The following is a 25,887-nucleotide window of genomic DNA, read 5'->3' on the forward strand; positions in this document are numbered from 1 at the left end:
CGGCTCCGCCGCCCGTCGGCAGAGCCGTGTTTTTACATGATTCGGGAGTTCCCATGCACGCAAACACGATCTTGCTCAATGGCCGTTTCCACACGGTCGACAGGACGCAGCCGCTGGCGTCCGCCGTCGCCATCGCCGATGGCAAATTTCTCGCCGTGGGCGACGTCGAAGACGTGATCCGTCATCGCGGTCCCGCCACGCAGCTGATCGACCTGGGTGGCCGCACGGTGATTCCCGGCCTGAACGACTCGCACCTGCACCTGATCCGCGGCGGCTTGAACTACAACCTGGAATTGCGCTGGGAAGGCGTGCCCTCGCTGGCCGATGCCTTGCGCATGTTGAAGGAACAGGCCTTGCGCACGCCGAACCCGCAGTGGGTGCGCGTGGTGGGCGGCTGGACGGAATTCCAGTTCGCGGAAAAGCGCATGCCCACCCTCGATGAAATCAACGCGGCCGCGCCCGACACGCCCGTCTTCATCCTGCACCTGTACGACCGCGCCCTCTTGAACCGCGCCGCCCTGCGCGCCGTCGGCTACGATAAAAATACGCCGAACCCGCCCGGCGGCGAGATCGTGCGCGATGCATCGGGCAATCCCACGGGCTTGCTGATCGCCCGGCCGAACGCCATGATCCTGTATGCGACCCTGGCGAAAGGCCCGACCTTGCCGCGCGAACTGCAAGTCAATTCCACGCGCCAGTTCATGCGCGAACTCAATCGCTTGGGGCTGACCAGCGCCATCGACGCGGGCGGCGGCTTCCAGAATTATCCCGAGGATTACGCGGTCGTCGACGAGCTGGCGCAAAAAGAGCAGCTGACCATCCGCATCGCCTACAACCTGTTCACGCAAAACAAGGGCGCGGAATTGCAGGACTTCCAGAAGTGGACGGGCATGGTGAAACCCGGCGACGGCACCGATTACTATCGCCACAACGGCGCCGGCGAAATGCTGGTGTTTTCCGCCGCCGACTTCGAGGATTTCCTCGAACCGCGCCCCGAGCTGGCGGCCGGCATGGAGGATGAGCTGGAAAAGGTCGTGCGCCACCTGGTCGAGCAGCGCTGGCCCTTCCGCCTGCACGCCACCTATGACGAATCGATCGGCCGCATGCTCGACGTGTTTGAAAAGGTCAACCGCGACACGCCGTTCGGCGGCCTGCACTGGCTGTTCGACCATGCGGAAACCATCAGCCCGAAAAATATCGACCGCGTGAAAGCGCTGGGCGGCGGCCTGGCCATCCAGCACCGCATGGCGTTCCAGGGCGAGTATTTCGTCGAGCGTTATGGCGCGGACGCGGCCAAGGCGACGCCGCCCGTGCAGCGCATGCTGGACGCGGGCGTGCCCGTCGGCGGCGGCACGGATGCGACCAGGGTCGCCAGCTACAACCCGTGGACGGCGCTGTACTGGCTCGTTTCCGGGCGCACCGTGGGCGGCCTGGCCCTGACGGATGCGGCGGGCAGGTTGTCGCGCGACACGGCGCTGGAACTGTGGACGGCGGGCAGCGCCTGGTTCTCCAGCGAGCAGGGCAAGAAGGGACGCATCCGCGAGGGCATGCTGGCCGACCTGGCCGTGCTGTCGGCCGATTACTTTACGGTGCCGGAAGAGGCGATCAAGTCCATCGAATCCGTGCTGACCATGGTGGGCGGCAAGGTCGTCTACGGCCAGGCGGAATTCACGACCCTGGCGCCGCCGCCCATTCCCGTGCTTCCCGAGTGGTCGCCCGTGCGCACGGTGCCCGGTCATAACCGGCCCGCGGCCAGGCCGGCGCAAGCCATGCTGCCGCACCAGTGCACGGGCGCCTGCGGCGTGCATGCGCATGCGCACGACCGGGCGCGCAAGTCGGCCGTGCCGATCAGCGATTTTTCCGGCTTCTGGGGTACGCTCGGTTGCAGCTGCTTCGCCTTCTAGAGGGCGGCCTGGCCTTATTTGGAAATGCGCAGGATGGCCGAGGCGAGCCGCGTGAAACATGGGCTCAGCTCGCTTTCGGTGGCCGCATAGCAGTACAGGCCCACGGGCTCGGCCGGCTTGCGGCAAGCCGCTTTTGCATCGGTCGTGTTGGCCAGGCAGCGCAGCAAGTCTTCGCCCAGCTCGTTGTCCGGCCCTTCCTTGGTTTTCAGCGAGGCGCCCATGCCCAGAGTAAAGACAAAAATGCCTTCCTGGCGCGCTTTTGCCGCCATCGCTTCAACCAGGTTGCGCGAGGCGCGGTGCACATTCGTCCATTGCGCTTGCGCCGTTGCGGTGGAAGAAGTCACGACGCGGGGCGTATTGGTGACGATGGGAAACTCGCGCAGCGCCGCGTCATTATTCGCGTTATACCATGCGGGAAGTCCGGTGATCTGACTGGCGGCGCAATCGCCGTATTGGAGCGAGTCGCTCACTTTCATCCTGTACAGGCCCGCCAATGCCGGGTTTTGCAGTTTCGGAAAGGTGGCGAGGCCGCCTGCGTCCTTGCATTTGTTGTCCTTGTTGGGAAAGTACGCGGAAAACGCCGCCGGCGAGCCATCGGAAAAAAACACGATGACGCGCAGGCTGGAGCGGTTGACCTGCGCGATGTCGTTCAGCTGTTTGCGCGCCTGGAACATGCCGGCGGAAGAATTGGTGCCGCCGACAAACGAGAATTGATCGATCTTTCCATTTTTCATGGTCATGCTGTCGCGGTCGAAACCGCGCTCGACCTGCCTGATCGGGACGTCGATTTGCGCTTCCGAAGCGAAGTGCAGCAGGCCGACCCGGTCGACCGTGGAGTTGAATTTGTTCAGGAAGGACTTGCCTGCCGCCCGCACGGCGTCCGCATTGTTTTCCAGCGAACGCGACGTGTCCATCACCAGCACCATGTCCAGGTCCTTGCGGATGGTTTGCGCGCTGGCCGCCACGTTCAGGGTCTTGAAGCCGAGTATGCCCATCAGCGAGACGGGCAGCGAGGCAGTGGCCGAGACGTCGATGGTGACGGTGCCTCTGTCGAACACCACGCCGACGGGATCGAGGACCGGCGTCGAGAGCAGGAAGTTGTCCGGATAATTAATGTCGAAAAACTCCCTTGCCGCCTGGCGCGCGCTGTCCCGCTGTTCCGCTTCCGAATTGCCCGCGGTAATGCCGCGCGCCGCCGCCAAGCTGGCCGCGTCGACGGCCGCATTGAGCTTGGCCTTGACGAAGTAGCCGAGGGCGGAATCGACGGCCAGGCCCACCGAGGCGATCAGGACGACGGCCGACAGCGCCACCATGATCAGCACTTGGCCGCCTTGCCGCTTGTGTGGAATGCGCATCAGAATACCGTCATCGAAGTGAGGTTGGGGCCCAGCACGGGCGTCGTGCTGTTGCCAAAGTTCAGGGTGCCGAACAGCATGTCGAAATCGTAGAACGTTTCCACGGCGTAGATCAGTTCGCCATCGGCCAGCTGGTTCTGCATCAATGCCACCGTGGGGGCATGCTCGTCCTTGGCGATGCCGGTGCACGTGCCGTTGCTCCAGCTGCCGCATTGCCATACCTGGCTGGCGGGCAGGTAGCCGCTGGCCCTGGCGCCGGCATCCCAGCGGTATTGTTCCAGCACGATATTGCGCAAGCCGTTCTTTGCCGTGTAGCCCATGATCTTGGTGATGTAGATCATGCCGCGCTTGTTCATGTCCAGCGGCGGCGTGCTGGCGGCCAGCGCATTCATGATGGCCTGGCCCGAGCCGCTCAGGTCTGACGTGGAGCGCGAGGCCAGGTTGGCGCCTTCGCGGCTGATGTTGAGCAGGATGGTCTTGGCCTGGATGGCGCGCGACAGGTCGGCCAGCATGAACAGCAGCAGCGCCAGCAGCGGCAGAACGATGGCAAATTCCACGGCGGCGATGCCGCGCGCGGCGCGCGGCGCAGGAGGGCGGGCGCGCATCACAGGCCGCCAAAGCTTTCATTGCGCATGGTGGCGGCCACCACGAAATGCGCCTGGCCGTCGCGGAACAGGGCCCGGATCATCGGCGTGGCAAACGCCCAGCGGCAATCGACGGAGATGACGACGATATCGCCGGCCTGGCCGAACATGGCGGCGCCGACCGCATCGCTGCCGTTGACGGAGATCACGGGGCTGACCTTGTCATACATGCCCATGGAGCTGTCGCGTATTTTTTGTATCACGGCCTGGTAGCGCTGCTGGTTGGCGCTGTCGGGGTCGAGGTCTTTGGCCCCCGTGACGGCATAGCGCGCGCCTTCGCGCACCGCGTGCTGCATGGTCATATTGGCAAAATACGCCATGCTCATTTCAATGATGCCGATTATCAGCATGAGAAAGACCGGCGTTATCAGGGCCAATTCCAGCAAGGTGGCGCCGCCCTGTCCGCTTTGCTTGCGGAGTATAGGGGAATCGGCCTGTTTTAAACGCATGGGATTAATCCGGTTAGGTGCCACGATGAAGAATGTCGGGCGGATGGTATTACGCCATTTGACTGGCGATTATTCTATATCGATTTTCAAGGGCATGTCTTCCCATTAAATTATTACAGGTCAAGATAATCGTAATTAAGCGCCTTATTTCAAGTGTGCGGCCCCCGTCCCTACAGGGCCGGGAGTAATATGCGCGGGTATGAAAACAGGCTTGGTGTCAGGATTGTCCTGCGTGCAGGCAAAGACTTGTTTTGCAAAGTGATGCAATAAAAATGCTGCAATGTAAGCAACAGCAGCGATGGCAGCAGCGATGGCGCGCCGGCGGCGCGCCCGCCCTGGCCGCGCTGCCCATCCATCGGCACTCGCCCGGCGTGCGGCGACCGCTGGCGTGGGTCACGCACCGCGTTTGCGCGTGCCGGCCCAAGGCCTCTTCCTTCGTGCCCCCATGACTTCCTCCCCTGCGCGCGGCAACAGAGGCGCGCGCGGGCGAGGCTGGCAATCCGATTCGGATCAACAACATTCCCCGAAGGGAATGGGTTACACGTTAAGAGGTAAAGCATGTCAACAAAAAATGTCATACGCGTCATGCTGGTGTCGGACCACAAAACCTGGCTGTGGGGCCTGGAGCAGCTGCTCGCCGGCGCCCAGCCGGCAATGCAGGTGGTGGCCAGCGCCACCGAGATCGACGGCGCGCTGCTGCTGGCCCGGACCCTGTGTCCCGACGTCATCGTGCTTGACGCCGATCTGGGCTGCGGCGGCGCCTGCGCCATCGATTATCTGCCGCAGCTGCTCGGCAATGGCGTCTCGCGCGTATTGCTGTTCAGCGGCACGCAGGACCAGGCCGAGTGCGGACGCGCCGTGCGCAGCGGTGTGCGCGCGGTGGTGGGCAAGGAGACGCCCGTCAAGCAAATGATCGACGCCATCGCCCGCCTGCATCAGGGCGAGTTGTGCCTGGCTCCGGCGCTGCTCGACAGCATGCTGGGGGTGCTCAACAAGCCGGAAGCGGCACCCGATCCGGAAGAGCAGCGGATCGCCAGGCTGACGCTGAAGGAGCGCAAGATCGTTGCCATGATGGTGGAGGGAAATGGCGCGCTGAACCGTGCAATAGCCCAGCGCGCTTTTATCTCGGAGCAAACCTTGCGTAATCATCTGACATCGATCTACAGCAAGCTCGATGTCACCAACCGCCTGGAATTATATGTGTACGCCACCCGCAACCGGCTGGCCGAGTCCCTGCCTGCGGAGGGATAGTACATATGTCCTGAATGTGGACAAAAAATTAAGATGGTTTGTACTGCGCATAAAATGACTTTTCTCTGATTCGATTTAATGTTTGTTTATATAAAATACACGCATCAGAAATTGGCAAATAAAAACAAGGTGAATGTTTTTATTTTCAGACTGTATTTTCAGTTTTTATCATGTTTAAAACTTGACCTGAAAGGGAATAATATGAATTTCATTAAAAACTTTATCGCCGAAGAAGATGGCGTGACCGCCATCGAATATGCGCTGATCGCTGCGCTGGTGGCGGCCGCGCTGGTCACGGCCGTCGGCTATTTCACCACCGGCCTCGATGGCGCCTTCAAGGCCATCGGCACCAAGTTGACGGGCGCGGCGATCTAAGACGCCCGCCCACCGCGCTGCACCCCGGCATGCCAGCTGCCCATGCGCACTGGCCTGCCGGCTTCCCGCCCAACGATGCGCATGCCGTCATGCGCTCGGCTTGCATCAGGTACACGATGGACCCTCATTCTTTCTGGACGTTCAGCCCCGCCATAGTCTTGTGGGGGCTGCTGGCCGCCGCTGTCTGGCATGACGTGCGCCGCCGGCGCATTCCCAACCGGCTGGTCTTTTCCGGCGCCTTGCTCGGCGTGCTGCTCAACAGCCTGGCGTTGCCCGGGCTGACGCCGGCCGGGCCGTGGCTGGCCTTGGGCGGCCTGGCCGTCGGCCTGGGCTTGCTGTTGCCCATGTATGCGCTGAAGGCGCTGGGCGCGGGCGACGTCAAGCTGATGGCGATGGTGGGGGCGTTTCTGGGCCCGCGCCCCGCCGTGTTTGCCGTGCTGTGCAGCCTGCTTGCTGGCGGCGTGCTGGCGCTGGCCGTCGCCCTGTGCCAGGGCACGCTGCGCCAGGCCTTGGCCAATGCCCGGCAATTGCTGCTGCAAGGTTGGCTGCGCGCCGCGGCAGGCGAGGCGCCGCTGGTCGGCGCGCCCGCGCTGCCAAGCGGCAGCCTGCCGTACGCGATCGCCATTGCCGCCGGCACCGCCATCAGCCTGGCCCTGGCGGCCGGCGGCCATGCATGACGCGCCGGGCAGCGATATGGCCGCGTGCGCGCGGAAACCCATGTTTCACCAAGAGGATAAATCATGAGAAATAGCCGCGTTGCGATCGTGCTGCTGCTGGCGTTGCTGATGGCGGGCGGCGCCGTGCTGGCGGCCGCCCGCTGGATGTCAGGGCAGGGCGCGCCGGCCAGCCAGACGGTGATGGTCGCGCTGGTCGATATCGGCGTGGGCGCGAAGGTGACGCCGGCCATGCTGCGCGGCATGGACTGGCCGGCGGGCGCCATGCCGCCGGGGGCGTTTGGCGAGGCCGGCGCGCTGGACGGGCGCATCACGCGCAGCGCCGTCAGCAGGGGCGAGCCTGTGCTGGAAAGCAAGCTCGCGCCGCCCGGCGCCACCGGTGGCCTGTCGGCCATCGTCGCTGCCGGCAAGCGCGCCATGACCGTGCGCGTCAACGATGTGGTGGGCGTGGCCGGCTTCGCGCTGCCGGGCAACTTCGTCGACATTCTCGTGCATACGCAGGATGACCGCGCCAGGCCGGCGGGCGGCGGGCCGCTGGCCATTTCCAAGATCGTGCTGGAACGCATCCTGGTGCTGGCCGTGGCGCAGGAATCCGGCCGCGACGACAACAAGCCCAAGGTGGTCAACGCCGTGACCCTGGAACTGACGCCGGAGCAGGTGGAAAAGCTGGACCTGGCGCGCAGCGTGGGCAGCCTGTCGCTGGTGCTGCGCAACCAGGTCGATCCGGCGCCCGCCGATACGGGCGGCGCCACCAAGGAGTCGCTGCTGGAATTGAAGGCGCTGGCGCCCGCGGCGGCGCCCGTGCGCGCGGCGCGGCGCCAGACGGCGCCGGCACGCGCTGCCGCGCGCGACAGCGTCACCGTCATCAAGGGCATGGATACCAGCGTCCAGCAATTTTAAATCAGCAGGCAAGCAAGGATGATTGATGAATACATTTCGTAAGCACGCCTCGAGTGCGGGCATGCGCCTGGCCCTGGCCTTGGGCGGCGCGGCCACAGGCCTGGCCTGGCCCGGCAGTGCCGGCGCGGCGGCGCCTTCCCGGCAGGCCGTCATGACGCCAGTCGCGGCGCCGCCCATGTCGCTGGGCGCCGATATCGCCCGCCTGGGCGCGCCCGTGCGCATCGCCGTGGGCAAGTCCACCTTGCGCAGCCTGAGCCTGCCGGTGTCGCAGATCGCCGTCAACGATCCGCGCGTGGCCGGCGCCAGGATGCTGGGCTCGTCCAGCCAGCTGTTCGTCTGGGGCCTGGCCCCGGGCAGCACCAACCTGATCTTGTGGGACCGGCAGCAGCGCCCCGTGATCGTCGATATTGAAGTCGAGATCGATGTCGAGGGCTTGCAGGCGCAGCTGGCCTATGTCTTCCCCGGCGAACACGCCGTCAAGGCGGGCGCGGCCGGCGGCAGCATCGTGCTGTCGGGGCAGGTCAGCGACAGCGTCAAGGCCAGCCAGATCCTCGAGATGGCGCAAGCCTATGCCCAGCGCGGCGCGGGCGAAGCGGCGGCGCCGGCCGACGGCGCCGCCAGCGCTGCCAATGCCGGCGGCGGCGTCAAGGTCATCAATATGCTGACGGTCGCGGCGCCGCAGCAGGTCATGCTGGAAGTGAAGATCGCCGAAGTGTCGAAGACCCTGGTCGACCAGCTGGGCGCCAGCGTGGGCATCAGCGGCACGCGCGGCAACTGGAGCTACGGCCTGCTGTCGAACCTGCTCAGCGGCCATCCCAGCCAGCTGGGCGCCGTCAACGGCAAGAATGGCAACGGTCTCACGCTCGATGCGCAAAAGCGCGACGGCCTGGTCAAGGTGCTGGCCGAACCGAACATCATGGCCATCAGTGGCCAGGAAGCCAGTTTCCTCGCGGGCGGCAAGATTTTCATTCCGGTCGCGCAAGACAGCACCACCAACAAGATCACGCTGGAGGAAAAGGAATTTGGCATTGCCGTTAAGTTCACGCCCACCGTGCTCGAAGGCGGACGCATCAACCTGAAGGTGGCGCCGGAAGTGTCGGAGCTGAACCGCGAAGGCATCGGCATCACCACCGGCGGGGGCGCCGCCGCCAACGCGGTGCTGCCGGCCTTTACCACGCGGCGCACCACCACGACGGTGCAGTTGTTCGATGGCCAGAGTTTTGCCGTCGGCGGCTTGATCAAGAACAATGTGACGACCAATATCAAGGCCTTGCCCTTCCTGGGCGAGATCCCCGTGCTGGGCGCGCTGTTCCGCAGCAGTGATTTCCAGACGGACCGCACCGAGCTCGTCTTCATCATCACGCCGCACCTGGTCAAGCCGCTCGATAGTGAGATCGTGCTGCCGACCGATGCCTATGTGGCACCCAGCCGCGGCGAGTTCTTCTTGCAAGGAAAAATGGAAGGCGCCGCCGCGCCACGGCCGCGGCAGGACGCGGCCACGCAGACAGCGCCGGCAGGCGCGGACATTCAATAGGAGCACATCATGCAGCATTCCCTCTTTTTCCCCTTGCTGTTGGCCGCGCTGGCCGCCAGCGGCTGCGCCGCCACGCCGAACCTGGACCGCCAGTTCGGCCACAGCGTCGCGCAGCTGCGCCAGCGCCAAATGCTGTCGCCGCAGGCGGGCGCGAACCGCGACCCCGTGGCCGGCATGGACGGCAAGGCCGCCCAAGCCGCCTACGCGGCGTACCAGAAAAGCTTTGCCGCGCCCGCGCCGCAAGCGGCCGCCTTCACCATCGGCGTCGGGGCGCGCAAGTGAAGCTGGCACCGTCACCACAGAACCAGCAAGGCCTATCGTGAAAATCGCCATCAATTCCAGGGATGAAAAAACACTGTCCGCACTGGGCCAGCTGCTGCGCGGCCGCAACCGGCTCGACGAGATCGATGCGGGCGGCGAAACGCTCGAACCGCTGCAGGCGGCGCAGTCGCCGCCCGACGTGCTGATCTTCGACCGTCCATCGAACGACGGCGCCGACCTGGCCGCCATCGAGCGCCTCAGCAACCTGCATCCGCGCATGGCTTTCATCGTGCTGTGCCACCAGCAGCCGCCCGAATTCCTGCTGCAGGCCATGCGCGCGGGCGTGCGCGACGTGCTGCCGTTTCCCGCCGCGCCAGCCAGCCTGTATGCGGCGCTCGAACGCATCGAGGAAAAGCTGGAGCGGCGCGAGCATGGCAACGGCAAGGTGCTGGCCTTCATCTCGTGCAAGGGCGGCAGCGGCGCCACCTTCATCGCCAGCAACCTCGGTTATGCGCTGGCCGCCGGCGGCCAGCAGCGCGTTGCCCTGATCGACATGAACCTGCATTTTGGCGACGCCTCGCTGTTCGTCTCCGAGAACAAGCCGCTGGCCACGCTGTCGGACGTCACGCGCGACATCCACCGGCTCGATTCCTCGTTCCTGGGATCGAGCATGCTGCACATCCTGCCCAACTACAGCGTGCTGGCCGCGCCCGAGGATCCCGCCCACGCCAGCGAAGTGGCGCCCGAACACATCGACGCCATCATCCGGCAGGCCAGGCGCCAGTACGATTTCATCGTGCTCGACGTGGGCCGCAACCTCGACGCCGTCAGCGTGCGCGCGCTGGACCACGCCGACATGATCTTTCCCGTCCTGCAGGCGACCTTGCCCTACATCCGCGACGGCAAGCGCCTGCTGGGCATGTTCCGCTCGCTCGAATACGCCAGTGACAAGGTGCATATCATCGTCAACCGCCACGACAAGGGCGGCGAGATCCGCCTGCGCGACCTGGAAGCGGCGTATGGCACGGCCGTCTACCGCACCGTGCCCAATCACTACGCCTCGGCGGCCGCCTCGGTCAACCAGGGCGTGCCGATTTTACAGCTCGACAAAGCCAGCCCGATCACGCGCTCGCTGCAGGAATTCGCCGCCAGCCTGGCCGGCGGCGCGGCCGGCACGGCGCGCCAGGGCTGGCTGGGCCGCGTCCTGCGGCGCGCCTGATCCACATCCCAGAACAGGAGCATTTCATGGCTAGTTCCCCCATCGCCGCCTTGTCCATCCGCGAACGGCTCGGCAGCGCCAAGATCGCCGCGCTCGCGCCGCAACGCATGGCGGCCATCGACAACCGCGGCTACCGCGACCTCAAGCTGCGCATCCATGGGCTGCTGCTCGAACGGGTCGACCTGGAAAGCATGCAGCGCCTGTCGCAGGAGCGCATCCGCGAAGAATTGCGCGGCCTGGTCGAGCGCTTGCTGGATGAAGAGGCGGTGGTCATCAACGAGGCCGAGCGCAGGAGCCTGACGCGCGACATCCAGCACGAGATGCTGGGCTTCGGCCCGCTGGAAACCCTGCTGTCGGACACCAGTGTGTCGGACATCCTCGTCAACGGCCACCAGCAGGTCTATGTGGAGCGCGGCGGCCGCCTCGAGCTGACCGACGTGTGCTTCGACGATGACGCCCATCTGATGAAAATCATCGACAAGATCGTCTCGCGCGTGGGCCGGCGCATCGACGAATCGAGCCCCATGGTCGATGCGCGCCTGCCCGACGGTTCGCGCGTCAACGCCATCATCCCGCCGCTGGCCATCGACGGCCCCGTGATGTCGATCCGGCGTTTTTCCGTCGATCCGCTGCGCCTGGCCGACCTGGTCGCCTACCGCAGCATGACGGCGGAAATGGCCGAGGTGCTGCAGGGCCTGGGCAAGGCGAAGATGAATATCCTCATTTCCGGCGGTACGGGCAGCGGCAAGACCACCATGCTGAACGTGATTTCCGGCTTTATCGGCCAGACCGAGCGCATCGTCACGGTGGAAGACGCGGCCGAACTGCAGTTGCAGCAGCCGCACGTGGTACGGCTGGAAACGCGTCCGCCGAATATCGAAGGCAAGGGCGAAGTGAGCCAGCGCGCCCTGGTGCGCAATGCGCTGCGCATGCGTCCCGACCGCATCATCCTGGGCGAGGTGCGCGGCGCCGAGGCGCTCGACATGCTGGGCGCCATGAACACGGGCCATGAAGGCTCGATGGCGACCATCCACGCCAACACGCCGCGCGACGCCATCACGCGGCTGGAAAACATGATCAGCATGGCGGCGGCCAACCTGCCCAGCAAGGCCATCCGGCAGCAGATCAGCTCGGCCGTGTCGGTGGTGGTGCAGGTGTCGCGCCTGATCGACGGCAAGCGCAAGGTGACGTCGATCCAGGAAATCACGGGCATGGAAGGGGAGGTCATCACGATGCAGGAAATCTTCAGTTTCCGGCAGACGGGCGTGGCCGAGGGCGGCGCGGTGGTCGGGCATTTCTCGGCCAGCGGCATCCGCCCGCGCTTTCTCGAACGCCTGAACAGCTTCGGCATCGGCGTGCCGGCCTCGCTGTTCGAACCCACCGCGGCGGGGCGCTGACCCGCCATGCTTTCCTACCTTGTCTATCTGTTTATTTTCCTGGCCGTCCTGCTGCTGGTGGCTGGCGCCTGGCTGGCGTGGCAGGCGGCGCGGGGGCCGGGCGCGGCGCGCGTGGCGCGGCGCCTGCAAGCCATGTATACGGCCAGCGATGGCGAACAGGCGCTGTCGATCACCAAGCAGCGCCCGCTGAGCGTCCATCCGTTTCTGCAAGGCGTGCTGGAAGGCTTGCCCGGCGCGGGGCGCATCGAGCAGCTATTGCTGCAGGCGGGCATGCGCTGGCTCGTGGCCGGTTTCCTCGGCTATTGCGCACTCGGCGCGCTGGCCGGCCTGCTGCTGGCCGGCGCGCTGCCGCTGCCCTGGTATGTGCGCCTGGGCCTGGGCGCGGGCGGCGCCATGCTGCCGTATCTGCTGGTGCGCCGCGCCAGGAGCCGGCGGCTGGTGCGCATCGAGCAGCAGCTGCCGGATGCGCTCGACCTGATGGGCCGCGCCATGCGTGCCGGCCATGCGTTTCCCACCGCGCTGAAAATGGTGGGCGAGGAGATGACGGGGCCGCTGGCCGAGGAATTTCGCGCGGTGTTCGACGAAGTCAGTTTCGGCGTCGCGATGGCCGATGCGCTGGGCAACCTGGCCGCGCGCGTGCCCAGCACGGACTTGCGCTATTTCGTCATCGCCGTGCTGATCCAGCGCGAAACGGGCGGCAACCTGACTGAATTGCTGAGCAGCATCAGCGCCATCATCCGCGACCGCCTGAAATTGCTGGGACAGGTGCGCGTGCTGTCGGCCGAAGGGCGCATGTCGGCCTGGGTCCTGGGCCTGCTGCCGTTCGGCGCGGCGCTGATGATGCAAGTGATGAATCCGCAGTTTATCGCCGTGCTGTACACGGATGGGGGCGGGCGCAAGATGGTCGGCGTGGCGCTGGGCTTGCTGATGGTTGGCGTGCTCTGCATCAGAAAAATTATCCATATCCGGGTGTGACATGAAAGAAAAACCACGATGAGCGGCATGAGCGCGGCGCAGCTGGCTTTGCTGGGCCTGCTGTTCCTGATCGTTTTCGCGCTGGCCTTGCTGGTGCTGCGCATATTCGCCGGCAGCGCCGTGCAGGAGCGGCTGCAGGCGCTGGGCGATGCCGGCGCGGCCGGCGATAGCGGGCGCCATGCCAGGCGGCGCTGGCTGGCGCATGCCGTCAGCCTGACGCGCCCGCTGGCCAGGCTGTCGCTGCCGGACGAGGGCTGGGAAAGTTCGCCCATCCGCAGCCGCTTCGTCCATGCCGGCTGGCGCAGCCAGGCCGCGCCCGCGCTGTTTTACGCGGCCAAGACGGCCTTGTTCGTGGGCTTGCCGCTGCTGGCGTATTTCCTGCTGCGCCACGGCGGGCACAATATGCTGTTGTGGCTGGTCGCGGCCGCCGCCCTCGGCTATTACCTGCCCAATGTCTGGCTGTCGCATTGTCTGCAACAGCGCCAGCGCGAAGTGTTCGAAACCTTTCCCGATGCGCTGGACCTGATGACGGTGTGCGTCGAAGCGGGGCTGGCCATGGATGCGGCGCTGGCGCGCGTGGCGCAGGAAATCGGCTTGAAAAGTGCGGTCCTGGCCGAAGAGCTGCAACTGGTGACGCTGGAACTGCGCGCCGGCAGCGCCAAGGACAAGGCCTTGCGCAACCTGGCCCTGCGCACCGGGGTGGAGGATGTCGATGCGCTGGTGACCTTGCTGATCCAGGCCGAACGCTTCGGCACGAGCATCGCCGCGTCGCTGCGCGTGCAGTCCGATCAGCTGCGCACCAAGCGGCGCCAGCGCGCCGAGGAAACGGCGGCCAGGATCGCCCTCAAGCTGCTGTTCCCGCTGATCTTTTTTATCTTCCCGTCGCTGATGGTGGTGCTGATGGGACCGGCGTTCCTGCAGATTTACCGCGTGCTGCTGCCGGCCATGCGGGGCGGCTGAGGGCTGGCCGGGGCCAAAAAAAGCTGCCGGAGTTTCCTCCGGCAGCTTTTTTACATCAGGGCGCGTCTGGCGATCAGGCGAATGGTGCCAGCAGGGGGATCATCTGGCCGAAGATCTTCGGGCTGGCGGCGATGACGTCGCCCTTGTACAGGTAGTCCGATTCGCCGGAAAATTCACCGACGATGCCGCCCGATTCCGTGATCATCAGGGCGCCGGCGGCGATATCCCAAGGCTTCAAGCCTTTTTCGTAGAAGCCGTCCAGGCGGCCGCAAGCGACGTTGGCCAGGTCCAGCGCGGCCGAGCCGGCACTGCGCACGCCCTGGCTGCGTTCGGCCATGATCTGGTACATCTTCAGGTATTCGTCGAGCGCGCGCGGGCCGGCGCCGTGGCCGGTGCCCAGCATGGCGTTCGAAATGCGGTCCAGCTTGGTGACGCGGATGCGTTTTTCGTTCAGGTAGGCGCCGGCGCCCTTGGTGGCCGTGAACAGGTCGTTGCGGACCGGATCGTAGATGACGGCTTGCGTGATGACGCCACGATGCGCGAGGGCGATCGAGATGCAGTATTGCGGGAAGCCGTGGATAAAGTTGGTGGTGCCATCGATCGGGTCGATGATCCACTGATATTCATTCTCGTCGTGCGAGTTGGCGGAAGCTCCCGATTCCTCAGCCAGGAACGCGTGGTCCGGGTAGGCCTTGGACAGCACCTCGATGATGGCTTGTTCGGCCGCCTGGTCGACGTCGGTGACGAAATCGTTATGTTGTTTTTCCGTGACGACGACGCGGTCGAGGTCAAAAGAGGCGCGATTGATGACGGCGGCGCCGCGGCGGGCGGCTTTGATCGCCGTGTTGAGCATTGGGTGCATGTGAGCTTCCGTTAAAAGCACGCGACCGCCCATGGCCGCCTTGCGGCGCCGGTACGATAGAGTGCAAGAATGAATTAAAGAGCGGAGCGGTGCCGAAGTGGTTAAAATCCCGGCCTGGCGTCAGCGTTTTGTGACTCCGTTTCCCGAAATTTCCTGTATCGATACCGCGCAATAGCGCTATTTTAAATGAATCTGCCCGAAATCAACACGTCTCTTTTCACACGCCTGCGATTTATTCTTGTCGAAACTAGTCGCTCTGGCAACATTGGCGCCGTCGCGCGCGCCATGAAAACGATGGGTTTTTCCGATCTGGTGCTGGTCAATCCCCGCTTTCCCGATGCCTTGACGGATGCGGAAGCGGTGGCCTTCGCCAGCGGCGCGCAGGATATTCTGTCCGGCGCGCGCATCGTCGGCTCGATTGCCGAGGCGCTCGAAGGCTGCAATTACGCGGCGGCCGTGTCGGCCCGACTGCGCGAATTCTCGCCGCCCGTCACGGCCCCGCGCGCCATCGCGGCCCAGCTGGCGGCCAGCGAAGACCTGCACGCGGCCGTCATCTTCGGCAACGAGCGCTTTGGCTTGCCCAACGAGATCGTCGAGCAGTGCAATGTGCTGATCAACATTCCCGCCAATCCCGAGTATTCCTCGCTGAACCTGTCGCAGGCGGCGCAGGTCGTCGCCTATGAATGCCGCGTGGCGGCGCTCGGCGATGCCCAAGCGGCCAGCCCCGTCGGCTTCCATGGCGACGCGGCCACCCTGGCGCAGGTCGACGGCATGTATGCGCACCTGGAGCAGGCGCTGGTCGCCATCGACTTCCTCGACGCGGACAACCCGAAAAAGCTGATGCCGCGCTTAAAACGCCTGTTTTCGCGCACGGGGCTGGAAACGGAAGAAGTCAATATCCTGCGCGGCATCGCGCGGCATATCCTGGCGGTCGCCAAAAAAGGCCCATGATCGAGACGCGGCTGCTGCGCCAGTTCATCGCCGTCGCCGAGGAACTCAATTTCCGGCGCGCGGCCGAACGGCTGCACATGGCGCAGCCGCCGTTGTCGCAGGCGATCCTGCGGCTGGAAGAGGCGCTGGGCTACCCCGTATTCGAGCGCACCAACCGCAAGGTCAGCCTGACGCCGGCAGGGGATGCTTTCCTGGCCACAGCGCGCCAGGTGCTGGCCAGCCTGGAAGAGGGCGTGGCCGCCACGCGCCGCGTGGCGCAGGGCATCGAAGGCTACTTGCGCCTCAGTTTCATCCACATTACGCCGTACGCCCACGTGCTGGACGCCTTGCGCGCCTTCCGCGCCGCTTCGCCCGCCGTGCAATTCACCTTGCGCGAAGCGTCGACGCAGCAGCAGGTCGAGTGGCTGGAACGGGGCGAGGTCGATATCGCCGTGCTGCGCGCGCCCGGCCGCAGCACGCCCGGCCTGCGCTTCGAGCGCCTGTCCGGCGAAGATATCGTGATCGCGCTGCCGTTGCATCACTGTTGCGCGGGCCAGGCGCGCGTGGACCTGGCGGACCTGGCCAGGGACGATTTCGTCGCCTCGCCGCGCGAGCTGGGCCAGGGTTTCCACGACCAGCTGGCCAGCCTGTGCCTGCATGCGGGTTTCGTGCCGCGCGTGGTGCAGCAGGCGCGCCGATTGCAAACGGTGCTGGGACTGGTGGCGGCCGGCTTCGGCGTGGCCCTGCTGCCAGCCAGCCTGGCGGCGTCCAAGCCTGCCGGCGTCGTCATGCTGCCGCTGGCAAGCAGCGCGCCCGCGCCGCTGCGCCAGCTCGACCTGTACATGGCGTGGGACCCGCAGCGCACGTCCGCCGTGCGCGAGCGGCTGCTGGCGCAGCTGCGGCTGTTCGCTGCTCAATAAGACTTTGAGCGTCTCGTTTCAAGATAAATAAGATATTTTACAGATGGTGGTGCAGGGGCCAGCATGGCGTTTTTGATTGTCAGGAATGCCATGTCCAACGTTACGCCGCGCCGCCGCGCGCTACCTTCCTCCATTTATTGGCTGTCCTTGTGCAGCTTCGCCTTCGGCTTGTCTGAATTCATCGCCGCCGGCCTGTTGACCCCCATGGCGCGCGACTTGCACGCGAGCGTGGCGGCGGCCGGCGGCGCCATTGCCGCGTATGCGCTGGGAGCGGCCATCGGCGCGCCCGTCCTGACGGCCCTGCTGGCGCGCCGGCCCGTGCGCCAGGTGCTGGTGGCCACCATGCTCGTGCTGGCGGCCGGCAGCATGGCCATGGCGGCCGCGCCGGCGCTGGGTGCGCTGCTCGGTGTGCGCTTTGCCGTCGGCCTCGCGCATGGCGTGTTCATGGCCGTCGCCTCGCATGCGGCCACCAGCCTGGTCGACCCGTCCCGTGCGGGACGGGCGCTGTCCATCGTCTGGCTGGGCCTGACCCTGGCGCTGGCGGGCGGCGTGCCGCTGGGGACGTGGCTGGGCACCGTCTCGTCGTGGCGCTGGGTCTTTTTCACCATCGGCGTGCTGGCCCTGTGCGGCGGCGCCGGCTTGCGCTGCGCCATGCCCGACGTGCGCCAGCCGCTTGCTGCCACGCCGGCCCTGGCCAGCCTGCGCGCCATCCTGCAGCCGCCCCTGCTGCTGGCGGCCGGCGTGGCGGCGCTGGTCAGCATGGCCACCTTCAGCTTTTTCACGTATGTCTCGCCGTTCCTGCTGCAGCTGGGCGGGCTCGACGCTGGCTGGCTCAGCGCCGCCATGCTGTGCTTTGGCGCGTGCGCCATCGGCGGCAACCTGCTGGGCGGCTGGTGCGCGGACCGCCCCCACGCCCTGCGCTTCACCGTGCTGGCCCTGGCCGCACTGGCGCTCAACCTGCTGGGGTTTTATGCGCTGCGCACGCATCCCCTGGCCATGCTGGCCCTGTGCGGCACCCTGGGCTTGCTGTTCTTTGCCCTCGTCACCCTGTCGACCATGCGGCTGCTGCGCCTGGCGCAGCAGCATTGCCCGGGCAGCGATGCGGTGGCGGCGGGCCTGAATATCGCCGCCTTCAATGCGGGCACGGCTGCTGGCGGGGCGCTGGGCGGTGTGCTGATCGTCGCCTTCGGCTTGCCAGGCATCGCCGTCGGCGGCGCGCTGGCGGCGCTGCTGGCCATGCTGCCGCTGTGGTTACAGTCGCGCAAACTAGACGGCTCGCTCTAGTTTTTGCGCGCGGAAGCGCACTTCCTTTGGCGTACACTGGCCTGCAAAAGGCGGTACAAAACAAGGGGAGACATGGGAATGCGACGCAGATCGTTCTTGAAACTGGGCGTGTTGGGCGCCTGTGCGCTGGCCGCCGGCGGCGGCGCCTACCGCCTGGTGCGCGGGCCGGCGCCTCCTGGCCGTTTCGTGCTCGATGGCGAAGCGCGCGCTGCGCTGGCGGCCATCGTGCCGGCCATGCTGGGCAGCGCGCTGCCGCGGGAAGCCCCCGCGCGGGCCGCGGCGCTCGATGGCGCCATCGCCGGCGTGGACACGGCCATCCATGGCTTGCCCTTGGCGGCGCAGCAGGAAGTGCAGGATTTGTTTGGCTTGCTGGCGCTGGCGCCCGCGCGGCGCTTCGTCGCCGGCGTAAAAGATGGCTGGCACGCAGCCGATCCGGCCCAGGTGGCCGCCTTTCTGCAGGCGTGGCGCACGCACCGCCTGGCCACCCTGCAGACGGCCTATCTGGCCCTGCATGACCTGATCCTCGGCGCCTGGTACGCCGATGCCGCCCACTGGGCCGCCATCGGCTATCCGGGGCCGCTGCCCGAACTGAGCGCATAAGGCATCCATGAGCACATCCCCCATTCCTGATCCCATCGCCGCCGGCATTGCTGCAGGCTGGAACGTCACCGACGCCAGCACCCTGGGCACCGACCGTACCTTCGAGGCGGACGTCGTCGTCATCGGCAGCGGCGCCGGCGGCGGCGTGACGGCGGAAATCCTCGCGCTGGCCGGCTTGAAAGTCTTGATCGTCGAAGAGGGCGGCTTAAAGTCCTCGAAGGACTTCAAGATGCGCGAAGCGCAGGCCTATCCCGCGCTGTACCAGGAATCGGCCGCGCGCAAAACGCGCGACAAGGCCATCAATATCCTGCAGGGGCGCACGGTGGGCGGCTCGACCACCGTCAACTGGACTTCGAGTTTTCGAACGCCGCCCGGCACCCTCGAATACTGGCGCCGGCATTTCGGCTTGAGTGCCTACTCGGTGGATGCCATGGCGCCGTGGTTTGCCATGATGGAGAAGCGCCTGCACGTGAGCGACTGGGCCGCGCCGCCCAATGAAAACAACGACTTATTGCGCCGTGGCGCCATGGCGCTGGGCATCCCCACGGCCGCCATCCGGCGCAACGTGAACGGCTGCTGGAACCTCGGCTACTGCGGCATGGGCTGCCCGACCAACGCCAAGCAATCGATGCTGGTGACGACGATTCCGTCGGCGCTGGCGCTGGGCGCGGGGTTGCTCGTGCATGCGCGCGCCGAGCGCTTCAGCTTCCAGGGCGAGCGTATCGACAGCCTGCAAGTCAGCGGGCTGGACGCGGCCGGGCAGGCGCCCACGGGCGTGCGCCTCACCTTGCGCGCGAAACATTTTGTGCTGGCCGGCGGCGCCATCAATTCGCCGGCCCTGCTGCTGCGCTCGCAGGCGCCCGACCCGCACGGCCTGCTGGGCCGGCGCACCTTCTTGCATCCGACCGTGGTGTCGGCGGGCTTGTTCACGCAGCGCGTCGACGCCTATGCGGGGGCGCCGCAGACGATTTATTCCGACCATTTCCTGCACACGGCGCCCATCGACGGCCCCATCGGCTACAAGCTCGAAGCGCCGCCTTTGCACCCGCTGCTGATGGCCACCACCATGGGCGGCTTCGGCGACGAGCATGCGCGCACCATGCGCGACTTCCCCCATGCACACGCCTTGCTGGCGCTGCTGCGCGACGGCTTTCACCATGAGGCGGTCGGCGGCAGCGTCTCCATCGACAGCTTCGGCGCGCCCGTGCTCGACTATCCGCTCACGCCGTTCATCTGGGATGGCGTGCGGCGCGCGCTGCTGTCGATGGCGGAAATCCAGTTCGCCGCCGGCGCCAGGAGCGTGTATCCCGTGCACGAGATGGCCAGCCACTACACGAGCTGGACGCAGGCGAAGCGGGCCATCGGCGACTTGCCGATGCAGGCGCTGCTGACGCGCGTGGTATCGGCCCACGTGATGGGCGGCTGCGCCATGTCGGACGATGCGCGCCTGGGCGTGACGGGCGCCGACGGCCGCTACCACGGCGTGCGCAACCTGTCCGTGCACGACGGCTCGCTGTTTCCCACGTCGATAGGCGCCAATCCGCAACTGACGATCTATGCGCTGGCCGCGCGCCTGGCCAGCGGCCTGGCGCAGCAATTAACGGGCAAGCCGGCGCCAGTTCCCCTTGCAGGCGCTGCATGATCGCGCGCATCCTCAAGTGGCTGATGCTGCTGCAGGTGCTGGCCGTGCTGGGCTTTGCGTACCTGGCCATGCACGCGTGGGGCGTCGCCTCGCCCGCCATGGCCCTGCTGCTGGCGGGCGCCATGCTGCTGGCCGTGCGCGCGCTGATCGTGGCGCGCAATTTCTGGCAGAGCCGGCGCCTGGGCAGCCCCGTACCAGAGCAATATCAGTTGGGTATCGGGGGTGCCGCGCGCCTGTTTTTCGGCGAGCTGCGCGCTACCCTGCGGTCCTCGTCGTGGGACATGCTGCGTCCGCGCCTGCATGCGGCCGACAACATCGCTGGCCAGGGGCTGCCGGTGCTGCTGGTGCACGGCTATGTGTGCAACCGCGGCTACTGGACGCAGCTGAGCCGGCAGCTGGCGCGCGCCGGCATTGCGCACGACGGCGTCGACCTGGAACCGATAGGCGCCGACATCGAAGACTTCGTGCCGCAGGTCGAGCAAGCGATCGAGGCGTTGTGCGCGCGCACGGGCAGCGACCGCGTCATCATCGTCGCCCACAGCATGGGCGGCCTGGTGGCGCGCGCCTGGCTGCGCCGTTACGGCGCGGCCCGCGTGGCGCGCATCCTCACCATCGGCACGCCGCACCACGGCACGGCGCTGGCCAACCTGGCGGCGGGGACGAATGCGCGGCAGATGAGCCGCATCGACGATGCGCCCAGCGGCTGGCTGGCGCAGCTGGCCGCCAGCGAGACGCCGGAGACGCGCGCGCTGATCACGTCGATGTATTCGCATCACGACAATATCGTCGCGCCGCAAGCGTCCGCGCAGTTGCCGGGCGCGCGCAATCTCGCCTTTGGCGGCATCGGCCACGTGGCGCTGGCCAGCGACGCGCGCGTGCTGCGCCAGCTGCTGGCAGAAATCACTATCAAGAACGAAGTCGCCCAGCCCCCTTCGGCCCCCCATTTCGCCTGAGTCCTGTTGTGTTTTGTCTGCATGGCAAGACTGTCTGTTTTGACTCTGCTGTTGCCCCTGTTTAACAACGCAAGGGGCAGATAATGCTGTTTTCCACTGGCGTACTGTATTAAGCTAGCATCGGAAGACAGGCGGTGGAAATTTGTTCTTGAGGCCGCTTGCCCCGTTCCGCAGCCTGACGACGGCCACCTATTTCTCTGGATATATGGCAAGATGTTGTAGGATTGTTATGGTGGCCGCGCAAGCGGAAAGTTGAACGCAGGCAGAAAATGAGTCCATGCAGTTTTTATTGGGGGCGCTAATTGTCCGCACGTATACTGATTATCGAAGATAACGCCACCAATATGGAATTGATGGTGTATTTGCTGCGTGCCTTCGGGTACACGCCGCTGGCCGCCTATGACGGTGAAGAGGGCGTGCGCATGGCGCGCAGCGAATTGCCCGATCTGATCATTTGCGATGTGCATTTGCCCAAGCTCGATGGCTATGGCGTCGTGGCGGAGCTGAAGAAAGACCCGCTGCTGCGCAAGATTCCTGCCTTGGCCGTGACGGCGCTGGCCATGGTGGGCGACCGCGAACGCCTGCTCGAAGCGGGCTTCAACGGCTACATCGGCAAGCCCATCGAACCCGACCTGTTCGTGGCGGAGCTGGAGTCTTTTTTACCCGGGGCGCCGTCGACGCCAGTTAAAAACGACATAGCCACCATCCTGATCGTCGATGATCATGTGCTGAACCGCGAATTCCTCACCGCGCTGCTGGGCTACGGCGGCCACCGCCTGCTGGAGGCGGCCAATGGCGCCGACGCGCTGGAAATCCTGCGCACCGAGCGGCCGGACCTGATCATCTCCGACATCCTCATGCCGAACATGGACGGCTACGAATTCGTCACGCGCGTGCACGCCGATCCCGCGCTGACCGACGTGCCCATCATCTTTTATACGGCCACCTACCGCGAGCAGGAAGCGATCCTGCTGGCGCAGGCATGCGGCGTGCGCTGGGTGCTGCCCAAGCCGTCCGATCCCGAGGTTATCGTGCGCACCGTCAACGAGGCGCTGGGGCTGATGCCGGCGGCGGCCCAGGCGGCGGCGGGGCCGGGCGCGGGCGGCGGGGCGGCGCTTCCCGTCACGGGCAAGCTGGCCGGCATCGAGCATCAGGTCAGCGGCTACCTCGACGAACTCGAATCGAGCAGCCAGCAGATTTCGCAGCTGGCCAGCCAGCGCGAGGGCCAGGCCGCGCTTCCCGAAGACCTGGGCGTCATGACGGAGCGCCTGTCGCGCTCGCTGTCGAGCCTGCAGGCGGTGAGCCTGCGCCTGACGGCCCTGATCGAACTCGGCATCGAACTGGGCGCCGAACGCGATCCGCGCGCCCTGATCGAGGCGGGCTGCAAGGTGGCGCAGAATATCTGCGTCTCCAAGTACGCCTGCATCGGCGTACTGGAAGAGGGTGCCGAAAAGCTCAGCTATTTTTCCTCGTGCGGCGCCGAGAAAAACCTCGAGCGCATCGCCAGCGCGCCGCGCACGGGCATTTTGAACCGCTTGCTGGAACAGCGCCAGCCCTACCGGGTCAATGGCTTGAAGGGCGATCCCGGCGCGCTGGGCCTGCCCGACACGCACCCGCCCGTGCATTCCTTCCTGGGCGTGGCCATCGCTTCGCGCGAACGCAGCCACGGCTGGCTGTACCTGGTCGACAAGCTGGGGGCGAACGAGTTTTCCGAAGTCGACGAGCGCGTCGCCGCGACGGTGGCGGCGCAGATCGCCGTTGCCTACGACAACCTGCTGCTGTACGACGAGATCAAGCGCCATCACGAGCAGCTGACACTGGACATGGCGGCGCGCATCCGCCTCGATGAAGACTTGCGCCGCTTCCGGCTGGCGATGGATGCCACGGCCGACGCGATTTTCCTCGTCGACCGCGCCGGCATGTGCTTCGTCGACGTCAACCAGACGGCTTGCCGCATGCTCGGTTTCGAGCGCGAGGATTTCCTGCGCGTGGGGCCGGGCCGCGCGCACGAGGGCGAATCCCAGCTCGAAGAACTGTACAACAAGCTGCTGGCCGGCGACCAGGGCGGCCCCATGACGGAATTGCAGCTGCAGCGCAAGGACGGCTCGCCGCTGTCGGTGGAAGTGCAGCGGCGCACCCTGCGCTCGGGGCAGAGCTGGATTCTGGTGGCCGTGGCGCGCGACATCACCGAGCGCAAGGATGCCGAGCAGCGTCTGATGAAGCTGGCCCATTTCGATACTTTGACGGGCTTGCCGAACCGCAGCCAGTTTTTCGCTTCGCTGACCCATTCGCTGTCCCAGGCGGCCGAACACCAGTGGGCCGTGGCCGTGCTGTTCATGGATGTCGACCGCTTCAAGAATATCAACGATACTCTGGGCCACACCATCGGCGACGACCTGCTGCGGCAGTTTTCCAGCCGCCTCGTCGATTGCCTGCGCGTGCGCGACACCATCGGCCGCTTTGGCGGCGATGAATTTGCCACCATCCTGGTGCTGCCTGAAGGCGCACAGCATGCCGTGGGCGTGGTCGACAAGATCCGCGAGGCGATGCGCAAGCCCTTCGACTTGCAGGGCCACGAGGTGACGGTGACGGTCAGCATCGGCATTTCCGTGTTCCCCGAGGATGCGGTCGATGCGGACACACTGATTCAATACGCCGACACGGCCATGTACCGCGCCAAGGAAGCGGGGCGCGACGCCTTCCGCTTCTTCACGGCGGAAATGAATGCGCAATCGATGGCGCGGCTGGACATGGAAAATGCCTTGCGGCGCGCCATCGACAACGAGGAATTCGTGCTGTTCTTCCAGCCCAAGGTGAATATCATCTCGGGGCGCATCAGCGGCGCCGAAGCGCTGATCCGCTGGCGCCGTCCGGGCCACGGCATGGTCTCGCCGGCCCTGTTCATCCCCCTGCTGGAAGAAACGGGCCTCATCGTACGCGTCGGTAACTGGGTGCTCGACGAGGCCTGCAAGAAGATCAGCGAGTGGGGCGCCAGCAGCATCGGCCCCGTGCACCTGTCGGTGAACGTGTCGGGCATCCAGTTCTTCGTCGGGGGCCTGGAAGAGGAGGTGCTCAAGGCCATCCGCAAGTACGATATCGCGCCCGACCTGCTGGAACTGGAGCTGACGGAAAGCTCGCTGATGTCGAACGCCGAGGAGACCATCTCCGTGCTGCGCAACCTGAAGGCGCTGGGCATCCAGATTTCCATCGACGATTTCGGCACCGGCTATTCCAGCCTGGCCTACCTGAAGCGCTTCCCCATCGACAAGCTGAAGATCGACATCGCCTTCGTGCGCGAAGTGACGAGCAATCCGGACGACGCGGCCATCGTGCTGGCCATCATCAGCATGGCGCACAGCATGAAACTGGAGGTGATTGCCGAAGGCGTGGAAAACGATGCGCAGCTGGCTTATTTGCGGCGCCACGGCTGCGACGAGATGCAGGGCTATTATTTCAGCCGCCCCGTGCCGCAGGAAGAATTCGAGCAGATGCTGATGGGTGGCAAGCTGCTGCAGGCGCCGCAGGATGATGGCAGCGAAGAGCAGCAAACCTTGCTGATCGTCGACGACGATGTCTTCATGCTCGACGTGCTCAGCGACTTCCTGGCGCAGGACGGTTACCGCATCCTGACGGCGCAGACGGCCGCTGAGGGCTTCGACATCCTGGCGCGCCACAAGGTACAGGTGATCCTGTGCGACCAGTGCATGCCGCTCATGAGCGGCACCGAATTCATGGAGCGGGTCAAGCACCTGTGCCCCGACACCTTCCGCATCATGCTGTCGGCCTTTGCCGACCTGACCCCCATCATGGCGGCCATCAACCGCGGCGCCGTCGACCGCTTCTACACCAAGCCGTGGAAAGGCGCCGTGCTGCGCGAGAATATCCGCGAAGGCTTCCGCCTGCACAAGCTGCTGCATGGCCCCGTGAAAGCGGCGGCTTAGGCGCTGGCCGCGCGCAAGCGACCGGCCGCCGCGTGCGCTGGCGCACCTTGGGGCGCAGTTCGCTATCGAATTAGACTCCCGTCTCTAGTTTTGCTCACTAGAATAAAAATATCCATGAAGTGGCATGGCCTTTCACATGACGGGAGCTGGCGATGGTGAAGAAATTGAAGGAGTTGACCGAAGACAAGGAATTGGCGAGCGCCGTGCGCTCGTCCGCGCAGCAGATCTGGCAAGCGGGCCTGGGCGCCTTCGCCAAGGCGCAGGAAGAGGGCGGACGCGTGTTTTCCAAGCTGGTCAAGGAAGGCACGGAGTTCCAGAAGCGGGCCGAAGACAAGGTGGCCGATGTCAGCGGCAGCGTCAGCAAGCTGGCCGATGGCGTGGGCAAGCAGGCCAGCGGTTCCTGGGACAAGCTGGAACAGGTGTTTGAAGAGCGCGTGGCGCGGGCCCTGGCCACCATCGGCGTGCCCATGCAAAACGACATTGCCGCGCTGCACGCCAAGATCGATGCCTTGAGCGTGCAGGTGGCGGCGCTGTCGGGCAAGGCCGCGCCGGCGGCCAAGCCGAAGGCCGTTGCCAAGCCTGCCGCGAAGACGGCGCCGAAAACGGCACCGAAAGCCGTACCGCAAGCGGCACCGAAGGCGGCCGTCGCCAAGGCCCCGGGCAAGGCACCGGTCAAGACGACCGCCAAGGCGGTGCCGCGCACCGCCGCCAAGTCCGTGACCAAGCCCGTGACCAAGCCCGTGACCAAGCCAGCCGCCAGCAAGCCAGCCGCCAGGCCGGCCGCGAAGAAAAAAGCGCCGCCGGCCTGAGCTGGCGCAGCATTCCTCCAGCCTGCTCGCGCAGGCTTTTTTTTGCCT

General features: G+C 65.7%; 23 protein-coding genes. 19 read left to right on the plus strand and 4 right to left on the minus strand.

Features of this window, described 5'->3' with window-relative positions; all coding sequences use genetic code 11:
* The first annotated feature begins 53 nt into the window (after window positions 1-53).
* Complete coding sequence (locus tag AC3RCG_RS09890; protein ID WP_492404414.1) at window positions 54-1,904, plus strand: amidohydrolase; 1,851 nt, start codon at window positions 54-56, stop codon at window positions 1,902-1,904.
* 14 nt (window positions 1,905-1,918) lie between these two features.
* Here the strand turns inward: AC3RCG_RS09890 and AC3RCG_RS09895 are convergent, their stop codons facing one another.
* Genes AC3RCG_RS09895 through AC3RCG_RS09905 form a run of 3 tightly spaced genes read right to left on the minus strand, consistent with a single transcriptional unit; the run spans window position 1,919 to window position 4,352 of the window.
* Complete coding sequence (locus AC3RCG_RS09895; protein ID WP_230505920.1) at window positions 1,919-3,259, minus strand: vWA domain-containing protein; 1,341 nt, start codon at window positions 3,257-3,259, stop codon at window positions 1,919-1,921.
* Window positions 3,259-3,864 (minus strand): TadE/TadG family type IV pilus assembly protein, encoded by a 606-nt coding sequence (locus tag AC3RCG_RS09900; protein ID WP_070312945.1) that lies wholly within the window; start codon window positions 3,862-3,864, stop codon window positions 3,259-3,261. Before AC3RCG_RS09900 ends, AC3RCG_RS09895 begins: the two co-directional genes overlap by 1 nt.
* Window positions 3,864-4,352: a TadE/TadG family type IV pilus assembly protein gene (locus AC3RCG_RS09905; RefSeq protein ID WP_070312944.1), complete on the minus strand. Its 489-nt coding sequence runs from the start codon at window positions 4,350-4,352 to the stop codon at window positions 3,864-3,866. Before AC3RCG_RS09905 ends, AC3RCG_RS09900 begins: the two co-directional genes overlap by 1 nt.
* A gap of 558 nt (window positions 4,353-4,910) precedes the next feature.
* Between AC3RCG_RS09905 and AC3RCG_RS09910 the strand changes: the two genes are divergently transcribed.
* The 10 genes from AC3RCG_RS09910 (at window position 4,911) to AC3RCG_RS09955 (ending at window position 13,898) form a co-directional block, all read left to right on the plus strand.
* A complete protein-coding gene (locus AC3RCG_RS09910; protein ID WP_492404417.1) occupies window positions 4,911-5,603 on the plus strand; it encodes a LuxR C-terminal-related transcriptional regulator in 693 nt (230 codons plus the stop codon).
* Between the two features lie 201 nt (window positions 5,604-5,804).
* Entirely contained in the window at window positions 5,805-5,978 is a 174-nt protein-coding gene (locus tag AC3RCG_RS09915; RefSeq protein WP_071650303.1) for a Flp family type IVb pilin, read from the plus strand.
* 116 nt (window positions 5,979-6,094) lie between these two features.
* Window positions 6,095-6,655 carry an A24 family peptidase gene (locus AC3RCG_RS09920; protein WP_492404419.1) on the plus strand — a complete coding sequence of 187 codons (561 nt, stop codon included), beginning with the start codon at window positions 6,095-6,097 and terminating at the stop codon, window positions 6,653-6,655.
* A gap of 63 nt (window positions 6,656-6,718) precedes the next feature.
* Entirely contained in the window at window positions 6,719-7,552 is an 834-nt protein-coding gene (gene cpaB / locus AC3RCG_RS09925; RefSeq protein ID WP_070312942.1) for a Flp pilus assembly protein CpaB, read from the plus strand.
* Window positions 7,553-7,577: 25 nt separating this feature from the next.
* Window positions 7,578-9,086 (plus strand): type II and III secretion system protein family protein, encoded by a 1,509-nt coding sequence (locus tag AC3RCG_RS09930; RefSeq protein ID WP_492404422.1) that lies wholly within the window; start codon window positions 7,578-7,580, stop codon window positions 9,084-9,086.
* Window positions 9,087-9,095: 9 nt separating this feature from the next.
* Window positions 9,096-9,368 (plus strand): hypothetical protein, encoded by a 273-nt coding sequence (locus AC3RCG_RS09935; RefSeq protein ID WP_492404424.1) that lies wholly within the window; start codon window positions 9,096-9,098, stop codon window positions 9,366-9,368.
* A 37-nt stretch (window positions 9,369-9,405) separates the two neighbouring features.
* A complete protein-coding gene (locus AC3RCG_RS09940; protein WP_070312939.1) occupies window positions 9,406-10,566 on the plus strand; it encodes an AAA family ATPase in 1,161 nt (386 codons plus the stop codon).
* 50 nt (window positions 10,567-10,616) lie between these two features.
* Window positions 10,617-11,963: a TadA family conjugal transfer-associated ATPase gene (locus AC3RCG_RS09945; RefSeq protein ID WP_070313014.1), complete on the plus strand. Its 1,347-nt coding sequence runs from the start codon at window positions 10,617-10,619 to the stop codon at window positions 11,961-11,963.
* 6 nt (window positions 11,964-11,969) lie between these two features.
* Window positions 11,970-12,938: a type II secretion system F family protein gene (locus tag AC3RCG_RS09950; protein WP_492404426.1), complete on the plus strand. Its 969-nt coding sequence runs from the start codon at window positions 11,970-11,972 to the stop codon at window positions 12,936-12,938.
* Between the two features lie 18 nt (window positions 12,939-12,956).
* Window positions 12,957-13,898: a type II secretion system F family protein gene (locus AC3RCG_RS09955; RefSeq protein ID WP_492404428.1), complete on the plus strand. Its 942-nt coding sequence runs from the start codon at window positions 12,957-12,959 to the stop codon at window positions 13,896-13,898.
* Between the two features lie 73 nt (window positions 13,899-13,971).
* Here AC3RCG_RS09955 and AC3RCG_RS09960 read toward each other — a convergent pair whose 3' ends face one another.
* Window positions 13,972-14,751 carry an inositol monophosphatase family protein gene (locus tag AC3RCG_RS09960; RefSeq protein WP_492404456.1) on the minus strand — a complete coding sequence of 260 codons (780 nt, stop codon included), beginning with the start codon at window positions 14,749-14,751 and terminating at the stop codon, window positions 13,972-13,974.
* A 195-nt stretch (window positions 14,752-14,946) separates the two neighbouring features.
* On the opposite strand from AC3RCG_RS09960, the gene AC3RCG_RS09965 reads away from it, so the two are divergent.
* The 8 genes from AC3RCG_RS09965 (at window position 14,947) to AC3RCG_RS10000 (ending at window position 25,839) form a co-directional block, all read left to right on the plus strand.
* Entirely contained in the window at window positions 14,947-15,711 is a 765-nt protein-coding gene (locus AC3RCG_RS09965; protein ID WP_492404430.1) for an RNA methyltransferase, read from the plus strand.
* Window positions 15,708-16,610, plus strand: a complete 903-nt coding sequence (locus AC3RCG_RS09970; protein ID WP_492404432.1) for a LysR substrate-binding domain-containing protein — start codon at window positions 15,708-15,710, stop codon at window positions 16,608-16,610. Before AC3RCG_RS09965 ends, AC3RCG_RS09970 begins: the two co-directional genes overlap by 4 nt.
* A 90-nt stretch (window positions 16,611-16,700) precedes the next feature.
* Entirely contained in the window at window positions 16,701-17,894 is a 1,194-nt protein-coding gene (locus tag AC3RCG_RS09975) for an MFS transporter (RefSeq protein ID WP_121668934.1), read from the plus strand.
* Between the two features lie 72 nt (window positions 17,895-17,966).
* Window positions 17,967-18,494, plus strand: coding sequence for a hypothetical protein (locus AC3RCG_RS09980; RefSeq protein ID WP_121668935.1), 528 nt, complete (start codon window positions 17,967-17,969; stop codon window positions 18,492-18,494).
* Window positions 18,495-18,501: 7 nt separating this feature from the next.
* Complete coding sequence (locus AC3RCG_RS09985; RefSeq protein ID WP_492404435.1) at window positions 18,502-20,136, plus strand: GMC family oxidoreductase; 1,635 nt, start codon at window positions 18,502-18,504, stop codon at window positions 20,134-20,136.
* Window positions 20,133-21,089, plus strand: a complete 957-nt coding sequence (locus tag AC3RCG_RS09990; protein ID WP_492404437.1) for an esterase/lipase family protein — start codon at window positions 20,133-20,135, stop codon at window positions 21,087-21,089. Before AC3RCG_RS09985 ends, AC3RCG_RS09990 begins: the two co-directional genes overlap by 4 nt.
* A 302-nt stretch (window positions 21,090-21,391) precedes the next feature.
* Window positions 21,392-25,030, plus strand: a complete 3,639-nt coding sequence (locus AC3RCG_RS09995; RefSeq protein ID WP_492404439.1) for an EAL domain-containing protein — start codon at window positions 21,392-21,394, stop codon at window positions 25,028-25,030.
* Between the two features lie 152 nt (window positions 25,031-25,182).
* Window positions 25,183-25,839: a phasin family protein gene (locus AC3RCG_RS10000; RefSeq protein ID WP_492404441.1), complete on the plus strand. Its 657-nt coding sequence runs from the start codon at window positions 25,183-25,185 to the stop codon at window positions 25,837-25,839.
* The last annotated feature ends 48 nt before the right edge of the window (window positions 25,840-25,887 follow it).

The organism is Janthinobacterium sp. GW823-FHT01H08, from assembly GCF_058797855.1.